The sequence below is a fragment of the Micromonospora sp. NRRL B-16802 genome (assembly GCF_001279555.1).
GTDB classification, from domain to species: domain Bacteria; phylum Actinomycetota; class Actinomycetes; order Mycobacteriales; family Micromonosporaceae; genus Micromonospora; species Micromonospora profundi.
On record NZ_LGEB01000035.1, the window covers coordinates 1 to 25838 of the forward strand.

The window sequence follows — 25838 nt, forward strand, 5'->3', positions numbered from 1 at the left end:
CAGGATGTAGCGCACCACCCCACCCAGCAACGCGATGTCCGTACCCGCCCGGATCGGCAGGTAGCTGTCCGCCACCGCACTGGTCCGCGTGAACCGCGGATCGACGTGGAACACCTTCGCACCACGACGCTTGGCCTCCATCACCCACTGGAAACCCACAGGATGCGCCTCGGCCATGTTCGAACCCTGAATGACGATCATGTCGGAGTTCGACAGGTCCTGCTGGAACTGGGTGGCGCCGCCACGACCGAAGCTGGCCCCCAGACCGGGGACGGTGGCGGAGTGTCAAATACGCGCCTGGTTCTCGATCTGGAGCGCCCCCATCGCGGTGAACAACTTCTTGATGAGGTAGTTCTCCTCGTTGTCCAGCGTCGCCCCGCCCAGGCTGGAGATCCCGAGCGTCCGGTTGAGTGGCCGGCCCTCGTCGTCGACGTCCTCCCAGGTCTCGTCCCGGGCTGCCAAGATCCGATCGGCGATCATGTTCAGCGCCGTGTCGAGGTCGAGGTCCTCCCACTCGGTGCCGTACGGCCGCCGGTAGCGGACCTTCGTCGGCCGCAGCGGGCTCGTCACGAGACTCTTGCTCGCCGAGCCTTTCGGGCAGAGCCGACCTCGCGAGATCGGGCTGTCCGGATCACCCTCGATCTGACTGACCCGCCCGTCCTTGACGAACACCCGCTGACCACAACCCACAGCGCAGTACGGGCACACGGACCGGGCCATCGAGTCGGCGGTCTCCGTGCGGGCGGTAAGCGACAGTGAACGGGCGGATTTGGCCGCGGCACCCCGACCGAGCGGGTCGGTGCCGGTGAGCTGGCGATAGAGCGGCCAGCGCTCGATCCAGCGGCGCACCCCCATCGCAGCACCTTCCCGGCCAATCCCGCATATGCGAACAACCTGACGCTAGTCGAGTGCCGGCCGGGTCGCAGCGGGATCACGAGAGTCATACCTCCTAGCTGGCGGCCTTGTCACGGACGGAGCGCGGATACCGGAAGGCCGCAAGCAGACCGGTGACGACAGCGGTCGCCAGCAGGATCGTCACCACGTAGAACAGCACCGTGTCACCCAGGGAGCGGGGCGGAAAGACGTCCTCGAGGAGCCAACCGACGCCCATCCCCAGCCCCAGGCAGGTGTGCATCGCGGCCCGCAGGCGCGGTGAGGGCTGCGGGCGGCCGAAGATCCGGGGCACCGCCGTGCCGCCACGGCTCCTGGCGAGCAGCACGGCGGCGACGGCGAGGTTTGCCCCGGCAGCGACGGCGGCCAGGACGAGGTCCACGGATTCCATGCGGCAGACCGTAGCGTCTGGTGGCCAGTGACAGGGGCTGCCAAAGATCGCTGTCTTCGCGCTGGATCGCCACCGTCGGCTGCCGGCCGTGCGGACCGACGGGCTCGTGCGAACGAACGCTCCGCGACCACGCAACTGTGAGGAAGTTGAGAACCTCGCGCCGGCACGACGAGGCGCTAGTCGACCGCGATGCGCAGGCCACGCACCGGTGAGGCGATGACCAGAGCGAGGCTGAGCACGACGGGCACAGCCAGCACCAGGTATGCGACCCGGACTCCGTAGGTGTCTGCGGCCAGCCCTCCGGTCAGGGCGCCGAACGGAGTGCCGCCCCAGGCCAGCATGCGCCCGGTGGTGTTGACGCGGCCCTGCAACGCATCGGGTGTGAGCAGTTGGCGCACAGTGATTCCGTTCGCGTTCACGGTCAGACGCGCCACGGCCCAGATGGCCCACCACGCCGCCGCCAGGGCGAACACCGATGTGCCGGCCAAGCCGATGAGGGCCGCGACGAAGATGACGAGCCCCGTGATGGACAGCGTTCCCTGGCCGGCCCACCGGCTGGCCCTGGGCAGGATGACGGCGGCCACCAGTGAGCCGACCGCGACGGCCGCGTAGAGCAGACCCAGGCGCTGGTCCTCCGGGCTCAGATCGAGCACCTCGTCGGCGTGGACGATGAGCAGACCCAGCACGCCGCCGGCGGCGACGTTGAGCCCGAAACCGGCAGCGGTCAGCGTCCGCAGGACCCGCGTCCGCCAGAGGTGGCGCAGTCCTTCGGCGATCTCGGCCCGCACCCGGCGGGCCACCGTCGGCCCCGGATCCAACCCAGTGCGGATCTGGGCGAGCAGCGCGGCGGACACCAGGTAGGTGGCGGCGTCGAAGGCCAGCACCAGGGTGGGATCGGTGATAGCGGCAAGTAGCCCGGCGGTGGCGGGCGCGGCGATTTCCAGCACGATCTCGGTGGACCAGATGAGACTGTTCGCCCGGGTGACCCCCGGCTTGCCGACGATTCGCACGAAGGCGCCCCACGCCGCGGCGTCGAACCAGCAGAAACCGCAACCCACGCCGAATGCCACGACGAGCAGGTACCAGGGGGCAAGCACATCGAACAACGCGGCGACCGGCACGGTGGCGAGCAGCAGTGCGCAGCACACGTCCGCGATGATCATCATGCGCTTACGCCGCAGGCGGTCGGCGGCAGCGCCGGCGAACAACCCGAACAGCAGGTACGGCAGGGCTTCGAGGCCGACCACCGCCGCGGTCAGCATCGGGGAGGCGCTCGTGCGGTAGACCAGCAGTGGCAGGGCGACGGCACTGGCAGCGGTCCCGGCGACCGAGATCGATCGGGCGAGGTACCAGTAGGAGAAGTCGCGGTGGAACAGCCGGCGTCCGTTGACGCCGGCTGTCTCGATGCGCTGCGCCACCGCCTGCTTCAGGCCAGCAGTGCGAGTTGCCGATCGTCGATGCTGGTCAGTGCGAGGTGCAGGTCCGCCGCCAGATCGTCGGCGAGGCGAGTCATCGACGCACCCTCCTCGTCACCCGGGTGGAAGCAGAGAGTGCCGCCACCGGGGCTGCCGGATCGAGCCATCAGTTCACCGTTCTCGGCGCCGGGGTGGAAGAACTTCTCCTCAGTAGACATATTTCCTCATCTCGTTCGGACCGGATGTGGTCAGCTGATGGTCGCCAGGTCCGGCGACGGCCACAGGTGCCACCCCCGCCCGGTCGGGACGACGGGCATCCCATGCCGCACCAGGCTGAAGCGCTCCAGCCCGGGGGCGATCGTGGTGGCTACCGCGATCGGTGAGTCGACCGGGGCGACCTCGCACACGTGGTAGCCGATGCCGTGACGGACCAGAGCCCGCCGGATGTGCTCCAGCCCCCACCCCGGGCTGCCGTCGCCGGCTACGTCCGCGCGTAGCGGCACCGCCCGCACCGGCCCGGAGAGCAACTTGTCGAGTGGCATCAGGGCACATCGTTGCAGTGCCGGCCAGGCCGCCAGACGCTGGACCGCAGGCGAGCCGGCGGCGGGTGAGGAGAGCGCAGAGACCTGGATCAGCTCGCTGAGGGCGCGCGCCGCGGCGTCGGTGGCCCAGAGCGAAGCGCCGGCCCCGAGCCGGGTCGGCTCGCCGGCGGCCGTCGGGCTGGCCGCCAGGTAAACCGGCACATCCAGGTCGGTGGTGACGTCGAGCAGGTGTACGGGTGCGCCGGCCGCCCGTACGGCCTCTGCATGCAGTGAACGCAACCCGTCCGGCAGATCCCCGACCGGCACGAGGTCGACGTCCGCGACGCCGGCGACATACCAACGCAGCAGTGCCTGCCCGAGCCCGTCGTGTTCGATCAGCTCGCAGAGGCCGTGATAGACGGCCTCTTCCAAATCGACGCCGGCCGCGGTGCCCAGGCTGGACGAGTACCGCAGCAGACTGCGGTACGGCCGGACGTCGTCCCCCGCCACCGGCCACCGGTAGTAGCGCGGATCGGCGAGAAATGTGGGATAACGGACCTCGCCGTAGGGGGCACACGCCGCGACAGAGTCCGGAAACTCCGCCGCCCACCGCTGTACGACCAGGTCGGCATCCAGGGCAGACTGTCCGGCCACGACGTTCGCCGGCAGCAGCCTCGTGGCGTCCGCGTTCCATCGACGGTTGTCGCGGGCAGACATGAGATGGCGCTCCAGGGCCTCGAAGTACGCGCTCGCCGCGCCCTGGGGACCCGCTCCCTTTCCCACACCCACGGCGACCAGTGCTCCGTCCCGGAACAGCGTGACGCGCATGGTCGGTGATGCGGCCGGGCCGAGGGCCACCGCCCGCGCCGTGAGGCCGAGCCGCTTGATCTCAGTCGAGGCTGTCGCGAGGGCGTACTCCGCGGGCACGGATCGGAACGGCACCGCGGCCTCCCCGGGACTATTCACCGGCCCGAACTGTGTCAGCGAGTTGCCCTGATGTCAACGGTGGTAGCGAGCCCGTGGGGCAGAGCCAAATGACCACGCTGTCAGCAGGGGCACGGAGCCAGCCTCAGCCACCACATCCGCCGTCACCGCCGACCACCTGGCTGGGGTCGGCGGTCCCACAACACCAGGCCCGTGAGCAGCATCGCAACGCCCACAGCGACCATGCCCAGCCCCACCGCCGTGCGGGCGGCATGACCCCCTGCGGGACCACCGGGATCCAGCCGACCGTCAGCAGCGCCACCGCCCATGCCGTCGCCTTGTTCTCCCGGTACCACTCGGCGTCCCACCTCATCGGAATCACCGTTTCGGGAGGCCTGCTCCGCTGGCCCGTGGCGCCCGCGCCGAGCAGAGCCGGCAGGACGGAGAGTGCGGCCGCTCCGGAAAGTCGAGGCCGTTGGGCAGCACGCCGGTCAACGCGCGTGTTATTTCACGACGACGAAATGGATCGTCACGATTCCCAAGGCCGTCCTGGACTCTACAAGGACGGCAGTATCTTCGTCATCGACGACTTCGTGATGTCCGGCGATTTCCTCACGACGCTGAGGGAGCGCCTTGTCGACTCCGGGTCGGCGGTCGAGCGGATCCGGACGGCGTCGGCCGCGGTGACGCGTGTCGCGCTCAGGAACCACGAGGCTCCCGAGTACTACTGGTGGCTCGCCGACAGTGACGACTTCTATTTCCCGTGGGGCAGGGCCAAGTAGCCGTCAGGGCACCGGGTGACGGCTCGCCGACCCACCACCGGCGGCGAATCGGCAGTTTGAGACGGACGAGCCGCACGGAAGTTCAATTCACCCGTCGTGTGGCTACTCACGCCTTTTTCGCATACGTCTTGTTGAATCACGTGCGACTGCGGCGCTAGCTTTGTCCATGGCGCCGGAAATCGCAAACCGCGATCAACAATCCGGAATTCGACGCCGCGGCGGACGCCCGCCGACAAGGTCCGGGAGTCCCCGTCCGAAAATAGACGTGCAAAGGTGTGTGCGGCATGAATCAACAGCGTCCAGTGCCGGATCCCGGCAGTCCACTATGGACGGCGGCGAACGGCTTCGTGGTACGTCGGGACGAGGGAATCCCCAAGCTGGTCAACGGTGGCAACGAGTCGACCCTGGTCAAGGTCACCGGGGACCAAACCGATGGCAAGCTCAGCCTCATGTCGATGGACGTCGCGCCCGGCTTCGGCAACATCCCGCACGCCCACGGTGCGGAGGACGAGGCGTTCTACATCGAGTCCGGCAAATTCCGGTTCATCAACGGTGCGGGCACCTTCGACGCCGGGCCCGGTGACTTCGTCTACGTTCCGCGCCTCACCCGCCACGCGTTCAAGAACCTGAGCGACGAGCCGGCCCGGCTCATGGTCTTCTACACGCCGGCCGGAGCCGAGCAGTTCTTTCTCGACTTCGCCGACGATCCCGACCCGTCGGGCAATCCGCCTGCGGAATGGACAGCCGAGAGGTTCGCCGCGATGGCGGACGCCCTGGACGCCCACCAGATGATCCTGATGCCCAGCGGCGACGACTGGGCGTGAGCGCGGCGGACCGGCGACCGTTGCGCGACAGGCAGGTCCGCACACCGCGAATGCCGGCGGAGCCGCGTCAGGTCAGGCGGCGTGGTGGATCGGGGTGTCGAGTTCGCTGAGCGGGCGACCTGAACCGCCCCAGGCCCGCGCGGTGATCTCGGCGGCGATCGCCACCGCCGTCTCCTCCGGCGTCCGCGCACCCAGGTCCAGGCCGATCGGCGAGCAGAGCCGGGCCAACGCGCCCTCGCCCACACCCGCCTCGCGCAGCCGGCGCATCCGGTCGTCGTGTGCACGGCGGCTGCCCATCACGCCGATGTAGCGGGCAGGTGTGAGCAGGGCGACCTGGAGCAGCGGCACGTCGAACTTGGGGTCGTGGGTCAGGACGCAGAGCACCGTGCGGTCGTCGATGGTCGTCGACTCCAGGTACTTGTGCGGCCACTGGACGACGAGGTCATCGGCGGCCGGGAAACGCGAGCGGGTGGCGAACACGGGTCGGGCGTCGCAGACCGTCACGTGGTAACCGAGGAAGGTGCCCATCCGGGCCATCGCGGCGGCGAAGTCGATCGCCCCGAAGATGATCATCCGGGGCGGCGGCACGTACGACTGGACGAACACGCTCACGTCGTCGCCGCGCTGTTCGCCCTGCCGTCCAAGGTGAAGCGTGCCGGTGGTGCCGAGGGCGAGCATCCCGGCCGCCTGTCGAGCCGCCGCGTCGTCCAGGTCGGGTGCGCCCAGGCTGCCCGCGATCCGATCGGGCCAGATCACGAGTTGCGCGTTCTCCATCGTCGCGGTGGCGACCGGACGGCCGTCGCGAATCGCTGCCAGCACCTCGTCGGGCTCGGTCAACGCGACGTCCGGCTGCACGAGCACCTGGATGGTGCCGCCGCAGGTCAGACCGACGTCGAACGCGTCGTCGTCGCTGACACCGTAGGTCGCGGTGTGGGCCGTCCCGGTCTCGATGGCGGTGCGGCAGAGGTCGTACACGGCGGCCTCGACGCAGCCGCCCGAGATGCTGCCCAGCGCCTCGCCATCGGCGGAGACCGCCATGGCCGCGCCCGGAGGCCGAGGTGCCGACTGCCATGTCCGGACGACTGTCGCGACGGCGAACGCGACGCCACGAGTGCGCCAGTCCGTCAGCCCGTCGGCGATGTCCCGCATGGCCGCACCATCCGCGAGGGCCTGCGGCACCGTCAACGGCGACCTAAGCAACTGCTTAGGTCGCCGTTGACTTTGACCACCGCCGGCCTCAGATTGCACCGGACTGCGGAGGTACGACATGCAGGTACCGGCACCGTTCGAGTACGAGCGAGCCACCAGTGTGGACCATGCGATCAGCCTGTTGGAGCGTTTGGGCAGCACAGCCCGCCTGATCGCCGGCGGGCACAGCCTGCTGCCGATGATGAAGCTTCGGCTGGCCAACTTCGACTATCTGATCGACATCAACGACCTGCACGGCGAGCTGGGCTACATCGAGTCCGGCCCGGACGAGGTGCGGATCGGCGCGCTCACCCGGCACCGGGAGTTGCTCGACTCTCAGGTGCTGGCGGCGGCGTTCCCCATCTTCGCCGACGCGGAACGGGTGATCGCCGATCCGGTGGTGCGCAACAGGGGCACGCTGGGCGGCTCGCTCTGCCAGGCCGACCCCTCCGAGGACCTCTCGGCGGTCTGCACGACGCTTGACGCGCGGTGCGTGATCCGCGGTCCGGGCGGCGCGGAGCGGGTCGTGTCGATGGAGGAGTTCCATGTCGGGCCGTACGAGACCGCCGTCGCCGACGGCGAGATGCTCGTCGAGGTACGGCTACCGGTGCGGCCGGGCTGCGGCAGCGCGTACGCCAAGGTGGAGCGCAGGGCCGGCGACTGGGCCGTGGTGTCGGCCGGCGCTGCCGTGTGGCTCGACGGCGGCGTGATCGCCGACGCCCGGGTCGGACTCGCGGCGGTCGGTCCCAACACGACGGGAATCCCGGAGATCTCCGCCGCGCTGCGCGGGCAGGAGCCCTCGGAGGCCCTCTACGAGCAGGCCGGGGCGATCGCGGCGCGCAGCTGCGACCCGGTGACCGACCAGCGCGGCAGTGCCGACTACAAGCGGCATCTGGCCGTCGAGCTGACCAGGCGGACCCTGCGCCGGGCCGTGGAACGGGCGAGGAGCTGAGCATGCAGGTCACCATGACCGTCAACGACGTCGAGGTCACCCGGGAGATCGAGGCCCGGCTGCTGCTGGTGCACTTCCTGCGGGACGTGCTGGGTCTGACCGGCACGCACTGGGGCTGCGACACCAGCAACTGCGGCACCTGCGTGGTCTGGCTCGACGGCGAGCCGGTGAAGTCGTGCACCGTGCTCGCGGCGATGGCCGGCGGCCACCAGGTGCGTACCGTCGAGGGTCTCGCCAAGGGCGCCCAGCTCGACCCGGTCCAGGAAGGCTTCATGCAGTGCCACGGCCTGCAGTGCGGCTTCTGCACGCCGGGGATGATGATGACCGCACGGGCGCTGCTCGACCGCAACCCCGACCCGAGCGAGACGGAGATCCGAGAGGCCATCTCGGGTCAGATCTGCAGGTGCACGGGGTACGCCACGATCGTCCGCTCGGTCCGCTGGGCCGCCGTGGCCGAGGCGCAGGCCGCAGCCACTGTCACCGAGACCACCGAATCGACCGAGGCCGGCGAGATCGACAACGCCGGCCAGCCCGCGGAGGCCGTCGCATGACCACCGTGCACGAGCGCGTGGACACGTTCCACGACAACGACCAGAAACCCGTCGGGTACGGCCGGATGCTGCGCAAGGAGGACCCGAGGTTCCTGCGCGGGCGCGGCCGGTACGTCGACGACGTCCAACTGCCCGGCATGCTGCACCTGGCGATCCTCCGGTCGCCGGTGGCACACGCGCGCATCGTCAGCATCGACACGAGTGCCGCCGAGGCGTCGCCCGGGGTGCGCGCTGTGGTGACCGGCGCCGCGCTGGCGCAGCAGAACCTTGCCTGGATGCCCACGCTCTCCAACGACGTGCAGGCGGTCCTCGCCACCGACAAGGTGCGTTTCCAGGGTCAGGAGGTCGCGTTCGTCGTTGCCGACGACCGCTATCTGGCGCGCGACGCGCTGGAGCTGATCGACGTCGAGTACGACATCCTGGAGCCGGTGATCGACGCCCGCCGCGCGTTGGAGCCGGACGCGCCGCTGATCCGGGACGACCTGGAAGGCAAGACGAACAACCACTGCTTCGACTGGGAGACCGGCGACGAGGCGGCCACCGAGGCGGTCTTCGCCCGCGCCGACGTCGTGGTCAGCCAGGACCTCGTCTACCCCCGGGTGCACCCGGCGCCGATGGAGACGTGCGGTGCGGTCGCCGACTACGACGCCGTCGAGGGCAAGCTGCGGCTGTGGTCGACCACCCAGGCGCCGCACGCGCACCGCACCCTCTACGCCATCGTGGCTGGCCTGCCCGAACACAAGATCCAGGTGATCGCGCCGGACATCGGCGGCGGGTTCGGCAACAAGGTGCCGATCTACCCCGGGTACGTCTGCGCGATCGTCGCCTCGATCGTCACCGGCAAGCCGGTGAAGTGGATGGAGGACCGGTCGGAGAATCTCATCAGCACCGGCTTCGCCCGCGACTACATCATGCGCGGCGAGATCGCGGCGACCCGCGACGGCCGGATCCTCGGCATCCGCACCAATGTGCTTGCCGACCACGGCGCGTTCAACGGCACCGCGGCGCCCGTGAAGTACCCGGCCGGCTTCTTCGGGGTGTTCACCGGCAGCTACGACATCGAGGCCGCGTACTGCAAGATGACAGCGGTCTTCACCAACAAGGCGCCCGGCGGCGTCGCGTACGCCTGCTCGTTCCGGATCACCGAGGCCGTCTACCTTGTCGAGCGGATCGTCGACTGCCTCGCCGACGAGCTGGGCATGGACCCGGCCGAGCTGCGGTTGAAGAACTTCATCCAGCCGGAGCAGTTCCCGTACACGACGAAGACCGGCTGGGTGTACGACTCGGGCAACTACGAGCCGACGATGCGGCTGGCGATGGACATGGCCGGCTACGACGAGTTGCGCCGCGAGCAGGCGGAAAAGCGCGCCCGCGGCGAGCTGATGGGCATCGGCATCGCGTTCTTCACCGAGGCCGTCGGCGCCGGGCCGCGCAAGAACATGGACATTCTCGGACTGGGCATGGCCGACGGCTGCGAGCTGCGCGTCCACCCGACCGGAAAGGCCGTGGTACGCCTCAGCGTGCAGTCGCAGGGTCAGGGGCACGAGACGACGTTCGCGCAGATCATCGCCGAGGAGATCGGGATTCCGCCGGCCGACATCGAGGTGCTGCACGGCGACACCGACAACACCCCGTTCGGCCTCGGCACGTACGGCAGCCGCTCCACGCCCGTGTCGGGTGCGGCGGCGGCCCTGGTGGCCCGCAAGGTCCGCGACAAGGCCCGGATCATCGCCTCCGCGATGCTTGAGGTCTCGGTGGCGGACCTGGAGTGGGACAAGGGGTCGTTCCACGTCGCCGGTGACCCGGGCAGGTCCGTCACGATCCAGGACATCGCCATGCGCGCGCACGGCGCTGGTGACCTGCCCGAGGGCATCGAGGGCGGGCTGGAGGCGCAGATCTGCTACAACCCGTCGAACCTGACCTACCCGCACGGCGCGTACATCTGCGTGGTGGACATCGACCCGGGCACCGCGCAGGTGACGGTGCGACGGTTCATCGCTGTCGACGACTGCGGCACCCGGATCAACCCGATGATCATCGAGGGGCAGGTGCACGGCGGGCTCACCGACGGCGTCGGCATGGCCCTCATGGAGATGATCGCGTTCGACGAGGACGGCAACTGTCTCGGCGCATCCCTGATGGACTACCTGATCCCGACGTCGCTGGAAGTGCCCGACTGGGAGACCGGCTTCACCGTCACCCCGTCGCCCCATCACCCGATCGGCGCGAAGGGCGTGGGCGAGTCGGCAACTGTCGGTTCGCCGCCGGCGATCGTCAACGCCGTCATCGACGCCTTGAAGCCCTTCGGCGTACGCCACGCCGACATGCCGCTGACGCCGTCGCGGGTCTGGGACGCGATGCGCGGCCAGGCCCGGCCGCCGATCTGAGAGGGCCGACGATGACCACCATCGCGGAGCGGGCCCAGGAGTTGACAGTCACTCGGGAGCCGTTCGTGCACGCCACAGTGGTCCGCGCGCAGGAGCCGACGTCGGCCCGGCCGGGCGACGCCGCGGTGATCCGCTCGGACGGTTCGATCGAGGGCTTCGTGGGTGGGGTGTGCGCCGAGGGTTCGGTGCGGGCGGCTGCCCTGGACGCCCTGCGCGACGGCACCGCCGTGCTGCTGCGGGTGCTGCCGGAGGAATCGGCGCCGTTTCCCGAGGCGCCGGGGGCGCGGGTGGTGGTCAACCCGTGCCACTCCGGCGGCGCGATCGAGATCTTCCTCCAGCCGAGGCTGCCCGCGCCGGCGCTGCGCGTTGTCGGTGCCACACCGATCAGTGACGCGGTGGCGACCCTCGCCCGGTTCCTCGACTTCGACGTCGTGACCTCCGAGGACTACGCCGGCTGCACGGCGGTCGTGGTGGCCGGGCTGGGCAGGGGCGAGCAGGACGCCATCCGGGCGGCCCTCGACGCGGGCGTGGGGTTCGTGGCGCTTGTCGCCAGCCACAAGCGCGGCGCGGCCGTGCTCGACGAGCTGGAGTTGAGCGACGCCGAACGCGCCCTCGTCCACTCGCCCGCCGGCCTCGACATCGGCGCGCACACGCCGCAGGAGATCGCGCTGTCCATCCTGTCCGAGGTGGTCCGTGCCATCCGGGTGGACGGCCTGCGCCCGGCCGCGGGCGCGGTCGTCACCAGGCCCGAGCAGTCCGTCGACCCGGTGTGCGGGATGACAGTTCTGATCGGGCCGGACACCCCGCACGCCCGGGTCGACGGTCAGGACGTCTGGTTCTGCTGCGCCGGCTGCCTCGCGACCTACACGGCGGCGTAACCCGTGTTCCTGACCGGCCTGGTGCTCGCCGCGGGGGCATCGGTGCGGCTCGGCGAGGCGAAGCAACTGCTGCCGTACCGGGGGCGGACACTGCTCGACGCCACCCTCGACCTGGCTCGCTCGTGCGGCTTCGACCAGTTGCTCGTCACCCTCGGCGGCGCGGCGGGCGAGGTGCGCGACCGGGTCGACCTCACCGGCTGCCAGGTCGTCGAGAACCCGGAGTTCAGCAGCGGTTGCGGGTCCTCGGTCAGCACCGCCGCACGGGCTGTGGACCCGCGCGCCGACGCGCTCGTGCTGCTCCTCGGCGACCAGCCCGGCGTCCGCGCCGCCGACGTCCGCCGGGTCGCCACGGCCGCCACCCCGCTTGCCGTCTGCCGGTACGTCGACGGGTTGGGCCATCCGTTCCGCTTCGCCCGCGAGGTCATTCCCGAGCTGTACGACCTGCACGGCGACAAGGCCGTGTGGAAGCTACTGCACTCCGGCCGCCACCCGGTGACCGAGGTGCCCGTCGACGGGCCGGTGCCGATCGACGTGGACACCCGCGCGGACTACGAGCGCCTGCTGGCGGGCGAGGCATGAAGGACGCGCTGACCGTCCGGCACCGCCTCGACGCCGTCGACTACCTGGTCGACGACGGCATGGCGATGGCCCTCTTCCTGGCGTTGCGGCTCGGTCGGCCGCTGCTGCTGGAGGGCGAGCCGGGCGTCGGCAAGACCGCCGCCGCGAAGGCGCTGGCCAGGGCGTTGGAGACGCCGCTGATCCGGTTGCAGTGCTACGAGGGGCTGACCGCCGGTGAGGCGCTCTACGAGTGGAACTACCAGCGACAACTGCTGGCGATCCGGCTCGCCGAGGCACAGCACGCCCGACTCACCGACGCGGACCTGTTCAGCGCCGAATACCTCCAGGAACGGCCGATCCTGCGGGCCGTACGCCACCGGGGGCCGGTCCCTCCGGTGCTGCTGATCGACGAGATCGACCGCGCCGACGACGAGTTCGAGGCGCTGCTGTTCGAGTTCCTCGGCGAGGCCGGCATCACCATCCCCGAACTCGGTACGTTCACCGCCCGCACGCCGCCGGTCGTGGTGCTCACCTCCAACCGGAGCCGCGAGCTGCACGACGCGCTGCGCCGCCGCTGCCTCTACCACTGGATCGAATTCCCCGAACCGGCCCGCGCCGTGGAGATCGTCCGCCGGGCGGTGCCGGGTGCCACCGAACCGCTGATCCGTGCGGCCGTCCAGTTCGTCGGCGACGTACGCGGCCGGGAGTTGGAGAAGGCGCCCGGGATGGCCGAGGCCATCGACTGGGTGGCCGCGCTGTCCGTGCTCGGTGCCGCCGACCTGGCCGCCGACGACGTCGCGCACACCATCGGCACCATCGCCAAGACCCCCGACGACCGCGCAGTGGTCGCCGCCGCGCTCGGCGCCTACCAGGAGAGCCAACCATGAAGATCACCAACGAGTTCACTGTCGCCGTTCCGATCGACAGGGCGTGGGCGGTGCTCACCGACCTGGCGGGGATCGCGCCCTGCCTGCCGGGCGCACAGTTGACAGGCGTCGACGGTGAGGTCTACCGGGGCAAGGTGAAGGTCAAGGTAGGGCCTGTCATCTCGGAGTTCGCGGGCACCGCGCAGTTCGTCGAGAAGGACGACGCCGCGTACCGCGGGGTGATCGACGCCAAGGGCCGCGACGCCCGGTCGACCGGGAACGCGTCCGCGCTTGTCACCGCCCGACTCCGGCCCGACGGCGACCGTACGCTGGTGAGCGTCGACACCGACCTGAAGATCTCGGGGAAGCTGGCCCAGTTCGGCAGCGGCATGATCAAGGAGGTGTCGGGCAAACTGCTGGCCCAGTTCGTCGCCAACCTGGAGGCGAAGCTGGCAGCCGAGCAGACGACGCCGACCGCCGTAGCGGCACCGGCAGCCGCGGACGAGCCGACCGTCTCAGCGCCGCAGACCGTCTCAGCTCCGCCGACCGTCGCTGAAGTGCGGGGCGCCGGAGGCGACGCCGCGGCCGTACCGGCGGCGCGAAGCGGGGACGATCCCGCCGCGTCCGCCCCCATCGCGCCGGAGGCACCCGAACTGTCCCCGGCCGCGTCCGCCACTGCGGTCGACACCACCCCCGCCACGGCCGCCGTCGCGCCCTCCCCGATCGACCCGTCCCCGATCGCGCCGTCGCCGATCGAGCCGACAGCGATCACCGCGTCCCCGATCACCGAGGCTCCCGCCGAGCCGTCGCCGCTCGCCGACCCGTCGGCCGGCGAGCCGTCCCCCGCCGACCCGTCGACGGACGAGCGGGCCGTCATGGGGCACCCCACCCCCGGGCCGGCACAGGGCAGGCCGTCGGCCGTCGACGGGCGCACCGCGCCGGCTGCCGAACCGGAGGCGCTCGACCTGCTCAGCCTCGCGGGCGGATCGATCACCAAGCGACTCGTACCCGCTGTCGTCGGTCTCGTCGCGGTCGGCGCGGTGATCGCCTGGCTCGTCGCGCGGCGGTGAGCCCCGGCCTGCTGCGCGGGGTCGACCGCGCGGCGTTCGCCGTAGCGTTCGCGGGCCGGCTGCGGCACGCCGGCGTTGCGGCAGGACTCACCGAGGTCGACGACTTCGTCCGGGCTCTCGATGCCAGCCCGCCCGGGGACATGTCCACGCTCTACTGGACCGCCCGGGTCAGCCTGGTCCGGCGGCACGCGGACCTGACAGCATTCGACAGCGTCTTCGCGGCGGTCTTCGAGGACGCTCCGCCGCTGCCACCACCGGACCGGTCCGCGACGCCTGCGGGAGACCGCGACGACGTCCACGTGCCGGTGCCGACGAGCACCGCCGACGACGGGCCTGGCGGTGGCCTGCCGTGGGCGACGCTGCCGCCCGCCGTCGCCGACGCGCCGGAGTCGGACAGCGCGCTGCGGCTGCCCGAGCGGCGACCCAGCGCCCTCGCCGGGCTCGCCGAGAGGCCGTTCGACGACTTGAACGCCGCACAGGTCACGATGCTCGGTGAGGCGCTGCGTGAAGCCATCGTCGGCTGGCCGACCCGGCGCACGAGACGGCACGCCGTCAGCGCGGCAGGGGGGCGCATCGCGCTACGGGCCACCATCAACAGGGCTCGCCGGACCGGGTGGGAGCCCGTCGAGGTCGTCCGCGAACGGGCGGTACGGCGACCCCGTCGGGTCGTGCTGCTCTGCGACGTCAGTGAGTCGATGCGGGCGCAGGCCACCGCGTACCTGCATCTGATGCGGGCTTTCGCGGTGGTCGCCGAGGCGGAGGTGTTCGCGTTCGCGACGACGCTGACCCGGCTCACTGTGGTGCTGCGGCACAGCTCGGCGGCCGAGGCGGTCGCGCAGGCAAGCGTGGCCGTGACCGACCGGTACGGCGGCACCCGCATCGCCACGAACCTGCGCGCCCTGCTCACCAGCCAGCGGGCGGACGTCGTTCGCGGGGCCGTTGTGGTGATCGGCTCGGACGGCTGGGACAGCGACCCGCCCGACGAACTCGCCGCCGTGATGGCCCGGCTGCGCCGCCGCGCGTACCGGATCGTCTGGTTGAATCCCCGGGCCGGCGCCCCCGGGTTCGCGCCCCGGACGGCGGGCATGGCCGCCGCGCTGCCCTACTGCGATCGGATGCTGCCGGCCGGTACGTTCCAGGACCTGCTGGCCGCCGCCCGTCAGCTCCAGAGCGTGACGTGCACCGACGGCTTGAAGTGGCCCACGCTGACGCCCGCGCCGCGCATCATCGCCTGAATCGCCCGGGGTGTCGACGAGAACCGCGACAGTTCGGCGGCCGCCGACATCGGACCGGGGCTGGTGAGCACCTGCGAGTACCACACCGCCTCGACCGTCGCGTGCGACCCCATCACCAGGTTGAGCTGACCGTCGCGCACGTCCGGTGCGACGGTGAAAGCGAGCGCCGGTGCGACGCCCCGGCCCCGTTTGGCCTCCCCCAGCGCCGCAGCGTGACTCTGGAAGATCTGCTGCCGGTCGTCGGGCACAGCCAGCCGACGCAGCAGCGCCGGAACCGCGCCCAGGTCGGTGGCCGCCGACGGGCCGAGCAGCCAGGTCTGCTCCCGCAACTGCCCCGGGGACGCCGACACACCGGCCAGCGGATGGTCCGGGCCGACGACAAGCACCAGCCGGTAGTTCATCACCGGCCGGCAGGTGATGGCGTCGTCGACGACAAGCGGCCGTGGCCCGACAGCGATGTCCACGGCCCGGGTCAGCAACAGTGACTCGAATGTGCCCGGGTCGCGCACACTCAACTCGACGTCGAGGTCGGCGGCCCGTTTCGCGAACAACTCGATGAGCCCCGGCGCGGCGAACTCGGCGAACAGGTTGGACGCCGCCACCCGCAACAGCCGACGGCCGCGCTTCGCGGCGCTCACCTCGAGCATCGTGCGGTCCTGAAGGCCCAGCAGCTCCGCCGCGCGGCTGGCCAGCCGGAGCCCGCCCGGCGTGAACGCCAGCCCCGCCGCCGTCTTGGTGAACAGCTTGTCGCCAAACTCCTTGCGCAACTGCGCGACGTGCAGGGAGACGGCCGACTCGGAGACCTCCAACTCGGCGGCGGCCTGCTTGACGGACCCCAGCCGGACCACGGCGACGTACGCGCGCAGCTGCGTCGGGGTCATCGCCGCACCCACCTCCCCGCCATGCGTGGTTCGGCTCTCCGTCGAGACGAACCACGATCATGCCCGCTGAGGCGTCCCACCGCCACCCTGCGTCACCGGGCCGTCGTAACGTTCGGGCCTGGTGGCAGGGTGACACCGGCAGCGGCGGTTGGAGGTCACTACGCCGAGCCGCCGGTGTTCCGGATCATCTGTCGGAGCACCTTGAGGGTCGTTACGTAGTCCGCGTCATCGATGCCCTCGTGGATGCGGGCCCGGACGGCCGGCGCGTGCAGCGCGAGGGTGACGCGAGCCTCTTCCCCCGCTTCGGTGATCCGCAGCCTTCCCTCGTCGTCACGGACCAGCCACCCGCGCTCCAGCAGAACCTCCGCTTCGGCGTCCAGATCGTCTTCGGCCCGGAGATACGAGCTCATCGCCTGGCGGAGTTCGGCGATGGTCATCCCGCCGCCCTGCGGCAGAAGGTCGTTCGCGGAGAGGTTGCGCAGCAGCCAGAACTGGGGCTGCGTGAAGCCGTGCTCGGCGTGCCGGGCACGGGTGAAGGCGATGAGAGCTTCGTAGGCGACGCCTGTCCAGTAGGCGGCAGGTTGGCGCGCGAGCTCGACGTCGGACAACTGCTGCATCGTCATGAGATGCGCCTCCCGCGGTGATCGGTCACGACGAACGTAGAACCTCAACCAGGGTTCAGCTCAAGCGCATGGCAGCGGGGTGGGCCCCGGGGCGGGTGGGGGCACTATCGTTCTGGCGTGCACATTCGTTTCGACGTCCCGGCCGATCCCGCGTACCCGGGCCGCGTGGCCGCTGCGCTGAGCGGTGTCCGGCTGCGCCGGTTCAGCTATATCGGCGCAGTGCTGGTGGCGGTCGGGGTGATCGCTTTCGTGGTCTCGCGGGGCTTCGCCGGGGGCGACCGGTTCTCGTCGCTGTACCTGACGCTTGTCGTGGCTGGCGTGCTGTCGATGCTGTACGCGCCGTGGGTGCGTTGGCGCGCCCGACGCCGCTCCGGTCGCTACGCCGTCGAGGGCGCCTACGACATCACCGACGACAACATCATGATGCGCAGCGGCTCGGAGTCCGGCGGCATCGCCTGGGACGGGGTCACCGAGGTGACGGACACCCCGGAGTTCTGGATCGTGTACGTCGACAGGATGCCGGCGACGGTGATCCCGCGCCGTCTGATGACCGCCGATGACGACGAGACGTTGCGGGCCTTCATGACCGACCGTGGGCTGCTCCAGCCCCGCTGAGACGCTGAGCGGCTTCAGCGAGGGGTACGACGTCGACGAAGCGCCCAGAGGCCCCCCACGATCGCCACCGCTGTCGGAACGAGGCAGCAGAGGGACAGCAGGACCAGATGCCACGGCTTGATTGCTCCCATGGCGGAGAGAGTAGGCGTCCCCGCCAATCGCGGCTGACCCGTTAGGGCGAGGCTCAGGGGTTCGCGGGCGCTCCGAATCGGCTTGCCCGCGCGGGGCCGTCGGTCTAACGTCGTGGGGCACCTCCCGGTGCGCAGGCAACGGCTACTTCCTCTCTCAAAGGGGAGACGTGGGTTCGAATCCCACCGCCACTTCGGGTGGTGTCGACCAGCGGCCCAGGTCACCTTGGCCCGCAAGGGCCGGTCGCCGTCGCCGCTTCGATCTCGGGAGGCGCGCTCACGCCGCACGGCCGGTGCGACGGACACGGCTACTTCTGGTAAAGGCCCGGTAAGGGCCCGCGGTTCGAACCCGCAAAACCGTGTCCACACTTGATCTCGGACGTGCGGTGTGACCACTCTTGTCAATCACAAGATCGCAAACTCCGTTGCCCGGCTTCCGCCGCCACGGCTACGGTCGTGACCGCACCTCCCGGTGCGCAACAACTGTCACCTCCGGAGGGTTTCAGGCCCCGACGAAGCAGTGACAGACCTCGATTTCGGGGAGCGCGACCACGCCACACACCCGGTGCGCAGGCAACGGTTACTTCGGATCCGCAGATGGGGGTTCGACTCCCCCGACACCTTCGGGTGGATGGTTCAACGGACAGAACGGCGGACTTGTCCGTGGCCGACTCTGATCTCGGGTGTGTGGTGCGGTGGCGCTCCCCGGCCGACTGACGTGGGGGACGTCATGGCCAAGTTCAACCTCAAACCGCGCCGCCTCCGGTCGGTGACCGCCGAGGGTGCGCCCGCGTTCACCCGTGAGCCGCGCCTCGAACTGTTCCTACTCGGTGTGTCGAACATGGTCGGCGAGGACACCTTCTACGAAGGCGCCACTGATCGGGACGCCCGTTTCCGGAACCTCGTCGCCACCGTCGCCGTCGCCGATGCCGACTGGTTCGCCCGCTTCGTACCGTGGCTGCGGACCGGCGCGATGATGCGCTCGGCGTCCGTGGTGGCGGCCCTGGAGGGCGCCCGGGCCCAGGTCGCCGCAGGTGTGCCGGGTTCGCGGGCGGTCGTGGACGCCGCGTTGCAGCGTGCGGACGAGCCGGGCGAGGCTCTGGCGTACTGGCTGGCCCGCCACGGCCGGACCCTGCCCAAGCCGGTGAAGCGGGGCATCGCCGACGCGGCGGTGCGGCTGTACACCGAGCGGAGCCTGCTCAAGTACGACTCCGTCGGAAACCCGGTGCGGTTCGGCGACGTCATCGACCTGACCCACCCCACGGCGAGGGACGAGCGGCAGGGCGACCTGTTCCGGCACGCGCTGGACCGCCGGCACGGGCGGGACAATCCGCTGCCGGCGTCGCTCGGGATGCTGGCGGCGCGGCACGCGCTCATGGCGCTGCCTGTCGAGCAGCGCAGGGAGGTCACCGATCCGACGGTGCTGGGCGCGGCCGGTATGACGTGGGAAGCCCTGGCCGGGTGGCGACAGAGCGCGCTGGACGACGCGGCGTGGGAGTCGATCATCCCGAACATGGGCTACCTGGCGCTGCTGCGAAACCTGCGCAACTTCGACCAGGCCGGCGTCAGTGACGCTGTCGCGCAGACGGTGGCGGCCAGGCTCGCCGACCCAGGCCAGGTCGCCGGCTCACGGGTGCTGCCGATGCGTTTCCTGTCGGCGTTCAACGCCGCGCCGAGCCTGCGGTGGGCGTACCCGCTGGAGACCGCGTTGCAGCACGCCCTGGTGAACGTGCCGGCCCTGGACGGACGGACCCTGGTCCTCATCGACACGTCCGGTTCGATGCAGAGTCCGTTCAGCAAGGACGGCACGCTGCGCTTCTGGGACGCCGCCACGGTGTTCGGCCTCGCGCTGGCCGCACGGGCGCAGGCTGCCACTGTGGTGTCGTTCTCCAATGCCAGCCGGGTGTTCCCGTCGGTGGCGGGTGAGTCGGTGCTGGCGGCGGTGCGCCGGTTCAAGGACGACGGCTACTTCCTCGGCATGGGGACGGAGACCGAGAATGCGGTACGGGAGCACTACGACCGGCACGACCGGGTGATCATCCTCACCGACGAGCAGGCTCACTGGCACGGCAGGGCGGACGTCGCGGCGGCGGTGCCCGCACAGGTGCCCGTGTACACGTGGAACCTGGCCGGATACCGGGCCGGGCACACGCCGACCGTCGACAACCGGCACACCTTCGGAGGCCTGTCCGACGCCGCGTTCGCGATGATCCCGCTCATCGAGGCCGGGTCCCGCGACCAGTGGCCCTTCTGACCGGCGGGGTGCCGATACCCCGCCGGTCAGGCCGCCGGTCACGGCCTCCGGTCGTCGGGCATCAGGTCGCCTCGGGCCGCCACCACGGTTCGAGCAGGACCGGGTCGGCGACGTAGCTGCTGACCTGCGTACGCTCCGGCTCGGTCAACGTGAGCTCGCGCAGCCGGGCTCCCCATTCGGGCACCCGATCGGTCTTGCCCAGCGCGACTGACAGTTCGATCAGCCCGGCGAGCGCCTTCGCCTGCTCGACCACCGGCGCGTCCTCGGCCCGCCGTCGCATCCCCGAGTCCAGCGCCCGGTAGGCCGCCCGGTCGTCCATCTTGAACTCGCGCAGGATCCGCGCGTTGTCGAGCACCCGGGTCAGCCCTTGCAACTCCTTCGACCCGCCGTACTCCAGATCCTGCGGCTCGTCGCGCTGGATGAAGACGATGGAGTTTCCCGACGGGTCGAAGATGGTGAACCGCGACGCGCCGGCACGGTAGCGGGTCATCCGGGGCAGGCCCTTGACCAGCACCTTGCCGTACGTGCGACGCATCGCCTCGGTGAACGCCGCGTGGTACGGCGCGACCTCGTCCACCATCACGAGGCAGCCGCCGGTGGTCTCCTTCGTCGGGTCCAGGTCCTTCGGCGCGGAGCCGTAGTGCAGTTGGAACCCACTCCAGGCGAAGGCCAGGTACACGTACGGTCTGGTCTGCTCGTAGGTCACGTCGAAGCCGAGCGCGCGCCAGAACGCCAGTGTCGCCTCCGGTGACACGCAGTGCAGCAGCGGCACTGTGGTCTCGTTGGGCTGGACGCGTTCCTCGATGGTCGTCATGCCACTTCCGATCCCGTAGACAGGCCGGCCATTGTGCCAGCGCCGACGAGGCGTCGCGCGCCTTTCGTCTCCTACCTAGGGAGGAGGCGGCGCTCCGACCGCCGGCCGCAACCGGGGCTTCCGGTCGGACGCGGGCGACCAGCCCAGTCAGAAGCATCTACAGGCATGAGATTCGAACTTCGTCGGGCGGCGCACTGGCACCGCCCACTCATGCTCCTCGTCGCCGCGATGGCGGCGCTCGCCGTCGTCTGCGCGGTCGGCATCGTCGTCGACTCGCGGGTCCTCACCGGCTCGCCGATCTGGCTCAAGCCGTTCAAGTTCGCGGTGTCGTTCGTGCTGTACGGGACGACGCTTGCCTGGATGCTCTCCCTGCTGCCGCGCCGGATCCGGGTCGCGGAGCGGGCGGCAACGGTCATCGTCGCGATGGCGGTGATCGAGACAGCGCTGATCGTCGTGCAGGTGGCACGGGGCACGACGAGCCACTTCAACGGCACCACCCCATTGAATGGGATCATCTTCGCGGCGATGGGCGCGTCGATCATGGTGCTGTTCGTCGCGCACGTCATCATCGGGATCGTGGTGCTGATACGACGGATTCCGGACCGGGTCGCCGCGACTGCCATCAGTTGGGGGCTCGGCCTGTCGCTGCTGGGCATGCTGGTGGCGGTGCCGATGACGCTATCCGTCCAGGACCCGGGGATCGAGGGGATCAGCGGCGCGCACAGCGTGGGCGTGCCCGACGGCGGTGCGGGCCTGCCGCTGGTCGGCTGGAGCACCACCGGGGGCGACCTGCGGATCGGGCACTTCGTGGGCCTGCACGCCCTGCAGGCGCTGCCGATCCTGGCCATCCTGCTGAGCCGGTTCCTCGGCAGGCGGCTGGACGAACGGACCCGTGCCCGGCTGCTGGTCGTCGCGGGCGCGGCGTACGGCGTACTCACGTTGTTGTTGACCTGGCAGGCCCTGCGCGGGCAGCCGCTGCTGCGCCCGGACGCCCTCACGCTGGCCGCCGTGGCCGCCCTGGTGGTCGCGACCGCTACCGCCGCCGGCCGGGTGCTGGCGCGCGGACGCCGCACGGAATTGACGTTGGCCGCATGACCGCGACGCTGTTCACAGTGACGTTCGCGGTGGCCGCGCCGTTCTGGGCGCTGATGATCGTGCTGCCGCGCTGGTCGTGGACCGCCCGGATCATCGGCTCGCCGCTGATCGTGCTGCCGGTCGTGGTGATCTACGGGCTGCTGGTGATCCCGGCGCTCGGGGAGGTGCTGCCGGCCGTGGCCGCACCGACAGTGGACGGGATACGCGACTTGCTGGGCACCAACGACGGCGCGGCGGCGGCCTGGGCACACATGATCGCGTTCGATCTGTTCGTGGGTCGCTGGGCGTGGCTGGACAGCCGGGAACGGGGGGTGCCGGCGCTGGTCATGGCTCCGGTGCTGGTGCTGACCATCCTGCTCGGGCCGCTCGGCCTGGCCGCCTACCTGGGCGTGCGGACCCGCTGGCCGGACCCTCGTGCCGCCGCACCACAGCACCTAGGCTGATCCGGTGACGTGGGAGCGGCGACTGTTCGACGCGCGGGACACGCTCGTGCGGATGGTGCTGCTCAACCTCAGCGGGGTGGGCTACCTGGTCTTCGGCACGCAGGCCGGTCACCCACCGACGAGGACACAGTGGATCCTCGCGGTGGCCGCGTTCACGGCCGGCCTGCTGCTGCACCGTCGGCCGGTGCTCAACCTGGCGGCGCAGGCCGCGCTGCTGGCGGTCGCCATCTGCCTGGTCGACGACATCATGATCAACCAGGTGGGCGCGAGTTGGGCGCTGCTCGAGGTCACCATGCGGGCACGCCGATCCCGCACCATCTGGTTGGCCGCCGTGGCGCTGGCCGCTGTCGACCTGACCGACTCGATCGGCGACCCGTTCGACAGGGTGGCCTCCGGCGTCGTCGGGCTGGCCCTGGAGGTCGGCGTGCCGGTGCTCCTCGGGCTTGTCATCCGCACCAACAGGGAGCTCAGCCGGCAGGCGGTGGAGCGGGCGGCGGAGGAGCAGCGCCGGCACGAGTCGGAGAGCCGGGCGGCGCGCGCCGACGAACGCAGCGCCATCGCCCGCGAACTGCACGACGTCGTCGCGCACCACGTGGCGTCGATGGTGCTGCGCGTCGGCGTGGCCCGGCACGTGCTCACCGACCTGGACCCCCGGGTGGACGAGGTGTTCGACGACGTGCACGGCACGGGCACCGCGGCCCTGTCGGAGCTGCGCCGGCTGGTCGCGGTGCTGCGCGACCCCGACGGGGTAGGCGGTGACGCGGCGCTTACCGCTATCGACCCGGCGGCGCTCCCGGCGGCGCTCGGCGCGACAGTGGACCGGGCCCGGCGGGCGGGCATCATCGTGCAGGCCGACATCGACCCTGCCGTCGGCGCGCTCGACGCGGTGCGGGGCCTGGCGGTGCTGCGGCTGACCCAGGAGGCGCTCACCAACGTGGCCCGCCACGCCGGCCCGGCCGCGCTGGCCCACCTGACGGTCGCCGTCCGGGACGGCACAGTGCACTGGGAGGTCACCGACGACGGCCACGGCGGCGGGCGCGGGCTGGCTCCGGCCAGCGGTGGGCGTGGCGGCCGGCCGCCGGTGGTGCCTGGCGGCGGCGGGCACGGCATCACCGGCATGCGGGAGCGCGTCGACGTCCTCGGTGGCCGTCTTGAGGTGGGGCCGACCGAAACGGGGTGGCGGGTACGCGCCGTCCTCCCGCACCTGGCCGACTCATCCGGCGCCGTGACGCTTGCCGGATCGGTGCCCCGGGACCGCGCGACGCCGCACGGGTCGCCCACTCCAGAGCCCTCGCCAGAGCCTTCGTCAGAGCGGGAGCCGGCATGATCCGCGTCCTGCTCGTCGACGACCAGCACCTCATCCGCGCGGGCCTGCGCATGCTGTGCGAGGCGCAGCCCGACATCGAGGTGGTCGGCGAGGCCGACAACGGCCGGGACGCGGTAGCCCTCGCCGCGCGGCTCGTCCCCGACGTCGTCGTCATGGACCTGCGCATGCCGGGCGTCGACGGGATCACCGCTACCACCCGCATCCTCGCCGAACGACCCGCCGCCCGCGTACTGGTGCTGACCACGTTCGGCGACGACGACCACCTCTACCCCGCCCTCACGGCCGGCGCCTGCGGGTTCCTGCTCAAGGACGCACCTCCGACCGAGCTGCTGGACGGCATCCGCCGCGCCGCCACGGGTGACAGCCCGTTCAGCCCGGAGGTGCTGCAACGCCTCGTCCAGCGCGCCGTGCACGCCCGCGTCGGGACGCCGCGACCGGTGCACGGTCTGACCGCCCGCGAGCAGGACGTCCTCGCCCTGGTCGCCGAGGGCCTCACCAACGCCGAGATCGCCGAACGGCTGCACATCGGCGTCACCACGGTCAAGACTCACATCACGAGCCTCATGACCAAGACCGACAGCCCCAATCGGGTACGCCTGGCACTGTTCGCCAGCGGCCGCTGAGGCTCGGCGGCCGACGGATCGCCACGGACGAATGACATGCGTCTCGTGGCGACGACGCCACGCTCCGGGCGTACGGGCGGCGGATTACCGTGGCTGTCGCGTCACGTCGCTCGTCGCCACCTTGCGGGCGGCGGGCGGCGTCCACGAGAGGCGGGGCCTGGGCAGTGACGTCCGAAGGGCGGAGTGACAGTGACGTCCGAGCGGCGGGATCGGCAGTGACGTCGGAGCCGGTCCTCCGAGGTGTCCCGGACGCGGCGACGGCTGGAACGGACGTGCTGGTCACCGTGCGCGGGGGCACGCTGCGCGGCCAGCGAGCGGACGGGCTCACGGTCCTGCGGGGCGTCCGGTACGCCACCGCCGACCGTTTCGCGGCACCCGCGCCGGAGCGGCAGTGGTCGGGGGTCCGTGACGCGCGGGAACACGGTGCCGTCAGCCCTCAACCGCCGGCCCGGGCCACGACAGCCGGCGGCTGGTGCGAGGTGGGCGTGCAGTCGGAGGACTGCCTGAACCTGACCGTCGTCACCCCGGCGGCCGACCGCGCCGCGCGGCCGGTGCTTGTCTGGCTGCACGGTGGCTCGTACCGTTCCGGCGCGGGCTCCTGGGACCGCTACCGCACCGACCGGCTCGCCCGCGAGGGCGACGTGGTCGTGGTGAGCGTCAACTATCGGCTCGGGGCGCTCGGCTATCTGCGGGCGCCGGGCATCTCCCCCGGCAACCTGGGTCTGCTGGACCAGATCGAGGCGCTGCGCTGGGTCCGCGACAACGCGGCCGACCTGGGCGGCGACCCGGAGAACGTGACACTTGTGGGGCAGTCGTCGGGCGCCCACTCGGTCGCCTGCCTGCTCGGGGTGGCGCAGGCCCGACAGCTGTTCCGTCGGGCGGTGTTGCAGAGTCCACCGCTGGGTATCGGGCTGGCCGGCGAGCGCGCGGCCGGCCGGGTCGCCGACCGCTTCCTGGCCCGGCTCGGGCGCGACCCACGGGAGGCGTCCCTCGCGGAGATCGTCGCCGCGCAGCAGCTGGCCGAGCGGGACGTGGCCACGCGCAGCGGATTCGGGCTCGCCCCGGCGTACCAGCCGGTGGCCGGTGTGTCTCCCCTGCCGGACGTGCCGGGTTGGCGGGCCGCCTGGCGCGCTGGCGCCCCGGGCCTTGAGGTGGTGCTCGGCACCACCCACCGGGAGATCGCCTACTTCCTCGCCGGCGGCCCGCTCTCCCGGTACCTGCCGCTTGTGGGCAGGGCCGTGGAGAACGCTGCCATCCGGTTCGCGACCCGCTCGGTCTTCACCCGGCCCACCCTGCGGTTCGGCAGGCAGTTGGCGCAGGCGGGCGCGCGGGTCTTCGCGTACCGCATCGACGGGCCCACCCCGACCTCGCCGTACCACGCCTGCCACTGCAGCGACCTTCCGCTGCTCTTCGGCGACGAGGCCGACTGGGCGCAGGCGCCGATGCTTGCCGGGCAGACCTGGGCCGAGGTGGCCGCGCGTGGTGGCCCACTGCGCGCGGCCTGGCTGGCGTTCGCCGCCGGCGGCGCGCAGGCGTTGACAGCGCAGGGTTGGCCGCCGTACGAGGGGCAGGCCGGGCGTATCCAGCGCTTCGGGTAACGCC

27 protein-coding genes are annotated in these 25838 nt (G+C 71.1%); 17 read left to right on the forward strand and 10 right to left on the reverse strand.

All coding sequences use genetic code 11. The annotated features are described in order from the left end of the window. From ADK66_RS05630 to ADK66_RS31305, 6 genes are all read right to left on the reverse strand, one after another. Positions 1-855 (reverse strand): molybdopterin-dependent oxidoreductase (locus ADK66_RS05630; RefSeq protein WP_231639916.1); only part of this gene is annotated, 855 nt, incomplete at its 3' end. A 94-nt stretch (positions 856-949) separates the two neighbouring features. Beyond that, complete coding sequence (locus ADK66_RS05635) at positions 950-1282, reverse strand: hypothetical protein (RefSeq protein WP_053652829.1); 333 nt, start codon at positions 1280-1282, stop codon at positions 950-952. Between the two features lie 176 nt (positions 1283-1458). Beyond that, entirely contained in the window at positions 1459-2700 is a 1242-nt protein-coding gene (locus ADK66_RS05640; RefSeq protein ID WP_053652830.1) for an MFS transporter, read from the reverse strand. 8 nt (positions 2701-2708) lie between these two features. Beyond that, positions 2709-2915 (reverse strand): hypothetical protein, encoded by a 207-nt coding sequence (locus ADK66_RS05645; protein WP_053652831.1) that lies wholly within the window; start codon positions 2913-2915, stop codon positions 2709-2711. Positions 2916-2945: 30 nt separating this feature from the next. After that, positions 2946-4160 (reverse strand): YcaO-like family protein, encoded by a 1215-nt coding sequence (locus ADK66_RS05650; RefSeq protein WP_053652832.1) that lies wholly within the window; start codon positions 4158-4160, stop codon positions 2946-2948. A 127-nt stretch (positions 4161-4287) separates the two neighbouring features. Beyond that, a complete protein-coding gene (locus tag ADK66_RS31305; protein ID WP_157552271.1) occupies positions 4288-4515 on the reverse strand; it encodes a hypothetical protein in 228 nt (75 codons plus the stop codon). A gap of 127 nt (positions 4516-4642) precedes the next feature. Here ADK66_RS31305 and ADK66_RS05655 point away from each other — a divergent pair, with 127 nt between their 5' ends. Then, entirely contained in the window at positions 4643-4924 is a 282-nt protein-coding gene (locus ADK66_RS05655) for a hypothetical protein (RefSeq protein ID WP_157552273.1), read from the forward strand. A 284-nt stretch (positions 4925-5208) separates the two neighbouring features. Beyond that, positions 5209-5748, forward strand: coding sequence for a cupin domain-containing protein (locus ADK66_RS05660; protein ID WP_053652834.1), 540 nt, complete (start codon positions 5209-5211; stop codon positions 5746-5748). Positions 5749-5820: 72 nt separating this feature from the next. Here ADK66_RS05660 and ADK66_RS05665 read toward each other — a convergent pair whose 3' ends face one another. Next, the gene (locus tag ADK66_RS05665) at positions 5821-6897 is read right to left on the reverse strand and encodes an XdhC family protein (protein WP_053652835.1); all 1077 of its coding nucleotides are present in this window, start codon (positions 6895-6897) and stop codon (positions 5821-5823) included. 118 nt (positions 6898-7015) lie between these two features. On the opposite strand from ADK66_RS05665, the gene ADK66_RS05670 reads away from it, so the two are divergent. From ADK66_RS05670 to ADK66_RS05705, 8 genes are read left to right on the forward strand one after another with little or no spacing between them, the layout of a single operon-like run. Then, positions 7016-7888: a xanthine dehydrogenase family protein subunit M gene (locus ADK66_RS05670; RefSeq protein ID WP_053652836.1), complete on the forward strand. Its 873-nt coding sequence runs from the start codon at positions 7016-7018 to the stop codon at positions 7886-7888. A gap of 2 nt (positions 7889-7890) precedes the next feature. Further along, entirely contained in the window at positions 7891-8439 is a 549-nt protein-coding gene (locus ADK66_RS05675) for a (2Fe-2S)-binding protein (RefSeq protein ID WP_053652837.1), read from the forward strand. Next, positions 8436-10826: an aerobic carbon-monoxide dehydrogenase large subunit gene (locus ADK66_RS05680; protein ID WP_053652838.1), complete on the forward strand. Its 2391-nt coding sequence runs from the start codon at positions 8436-8438 to the stop codon at positions 10824-10826. The genes ADK66_RS05675 and ADK66_RS05680 overlap by 4 nt, the downstream gene beginning before the upstream one ends. A gap of 11 nt (positions 10827-10837) precedes the next feature. Then, a complete protein-coding gene (locus ADK66_RS05685) occupies positions 10838-11704 on the forward strand; it encodes an XdhC family protein (protein ID WP_053652839.1) in 867 nt (288 codons plus the stop codon). A gap of 3 nt (positions 11705-11707) precedes the next feature. Further along, a complete protein-coding gene (locus ADK66_RS05690; RefSeq protein ID WP_053652840.1) occupies positions 11708-12283 on the forward strand; it encodes an NTP transferase domain-containing protein in 576 nt (191 codons plus the stop codon). Then, complete coding sequence (locus ADK66_RS05695; protein ID WP_053652841.1) at positions 12280-13149, forward strand: MoxR family ATPase; 870 nt, start codon at positions 12280-12282, stop codon at positions 13147-13149. The genes ADK66_RS05690 and ADK66_RS05695 overlap by 4 nt, the downstream gene beginning before the upstream one ends. After that, a complete protein-coding gene (locus tag ADK66_RS05700) occupies positions 13146-14198 on the forward strand; it encodes an SRPBCC family protein (protein WP_053652842.1) in 1053 nt (350 codons plus the stop codon). The genes ADK66_RS05695 and ADK66_RS05700 overlap by 4 nt, the downstream gene beginning before the upstream one ends. Further along, positions 14195-15433 (forward strand): VWA domain-containing protein, encoded by a 1239-nt coding sequence (locus ADK66_RS05705; protein WP_053652843.1) that lies wholly within the window; start codon positions 14195-14197, stop codon positions 15431-15433. Before ADK66_RS05700 ends, ADK66_RS05705 begins: the two co-directional genes overlap by 4 nt. Here the strand turns inward: ADK66_RS05705 and ADK66_RS05710 are convergent. Both ADK66_RS05710 and ADK66_RS05715 read right to left on the reverse strand, forming a co-directional pair. After that, entirely contained in the window at positions 15358-16314 is a 957-nt protein-coding gene (locus tag ADK66_RS05710; RefSeq protein WP_053652953.1) for a LysR family transcriptional regulator, read from the reverse strand. The genes ADK66_RS05705 and ADK66_RS05710 overlap by 76 nt on opposite strands. A gap of 158 nt (positions 16315-16472) precedes the next feature. Then, positions 16473-16937 carry a MarR family winged helix-turn-helix transcriptional regulator gene (locus ADK66_RS05715; RefSeq protein ID WP_053652844.1) on the reverse strand — a complete coding sequence of 155 codons (465 nt, stop codon included), beginning with the start codon at positions 16935-16937 and terminating at the stop codon, positions 16473-16475. Positions 16938-17054: 117 nt separating this feature from the next. Here ADK66_RS05715 and ADK66_RS05720 point away from each other — a divergent pair, with 117 nt between their 5' ends. Together ADK66_RS05720 and ADK66_RS05725 are read left to right on the forward strand one after the other, a co-directional pair. Next, the gene (locus ADK66_RS05720; protein WP_053652845.1) at positions 17055-17552 is read left to right on the forward strand and encodes a YcxB family protein; all 498 of its coding nucleotides are present in this window, start codon (positions 17055-17057) and stop codon (positions 17550-17552) included. An 858-nt stretch (positions 17553-18410) separates the two neighbouring features. Further along, on the forward strand, positions 18411-19934 hold the full coding sequence (locus tag ADK66_RS05725; RefSeq protein WP_053652846.1) for a TROVE domain-containing protein: 1524 nt from the start codon (positions 18411-18413) through the stop codon (positions 19932-19934). Between the two features lie 61 nt (positions 19935-19995). On the opposite strand, the gene ADK66_RS05730 is transcribed toward ADK66_RS05725, so the two are convergent. Further along, positions 19996-20748, reverse strand: a complete 753-nt coding sequence (locus ADK66_RS05730; protein ID WP_053652847.1) for a glyoxalase — start codon at positions 20746-20748, stop codon at positions 19996-19998. Between the two features lie 165 nt (positions 20749-20913). Between ADK66_RS05730 and ADK66_RS05735 the strand changes: the two genes are divergently transcribed. The 5 genes from ADK66_RS05735 (at position 20914) to ADK66_RS05755 (ending at position 25834) form a co-directional block, all read left to right on the forward strand. Beyond that, positions 20914-21843: a hypothetical protein gene (locus ADK66_RS05735; protein WP_053652848.1), complete on the forward strand. Its 930-nt coding sequence runs from the start codon at positions 20914-20916 to the stop codon at positions 21841-21843. Beyond that, positions 21840-22286 (forward strand): ABA4-like family protein, encoded by a 447-nt coding sequence (locus ADK66_RS05740; RefSeq protein WP_053652849.1) that lies wholly within the window; start codon positions 21840-21842, stop codon positions 22284-22286. Before ADK66_RS05735 ends, ADK66_RS05740 begins: the two co-directional genes overlap by 4 nt. A 4-nt stretch (positions 22287-22290) precedes the next feature. Beyond that, the gene (locus ADK66_RS05745; protein WP_082377248.1) at positions 22291-23613 is read left to right on the forward strand and encodes a sensor histidine kinase; all 1323 of its coding nucleotides are present in this window, start codon (positions 22291-22293) and stop codon (positions 23611-23613) included. Beyond that, a complete protein-coding gene (locus ADK66_RS05750; RefSeq protein ID WP_053652850.1) occupies positions 23610-24236 on the forward strand; it encodes a response regulator transcription factor in 627 nt (208 codons plus the stop codon). Before ADK66_RS05745 ends, ADK66_RS05750 begins: the two co-directional genes overlap by 4 nt. A 215-nt stretch (positions 24237-24451) precedes the next feature. After that, positions 24452-25834 (forward strand): carboxylesterase family protein, encoded by a 1383-nt coding sequence (locus tag ADK66_RS05755; protein ID WP_053652851.1) that lies wholly within the window; start codon positions 24452-24454, stop codon positions 25832-25834. Positions 25835-25838 lie beyond the last annotated feature (4 nt).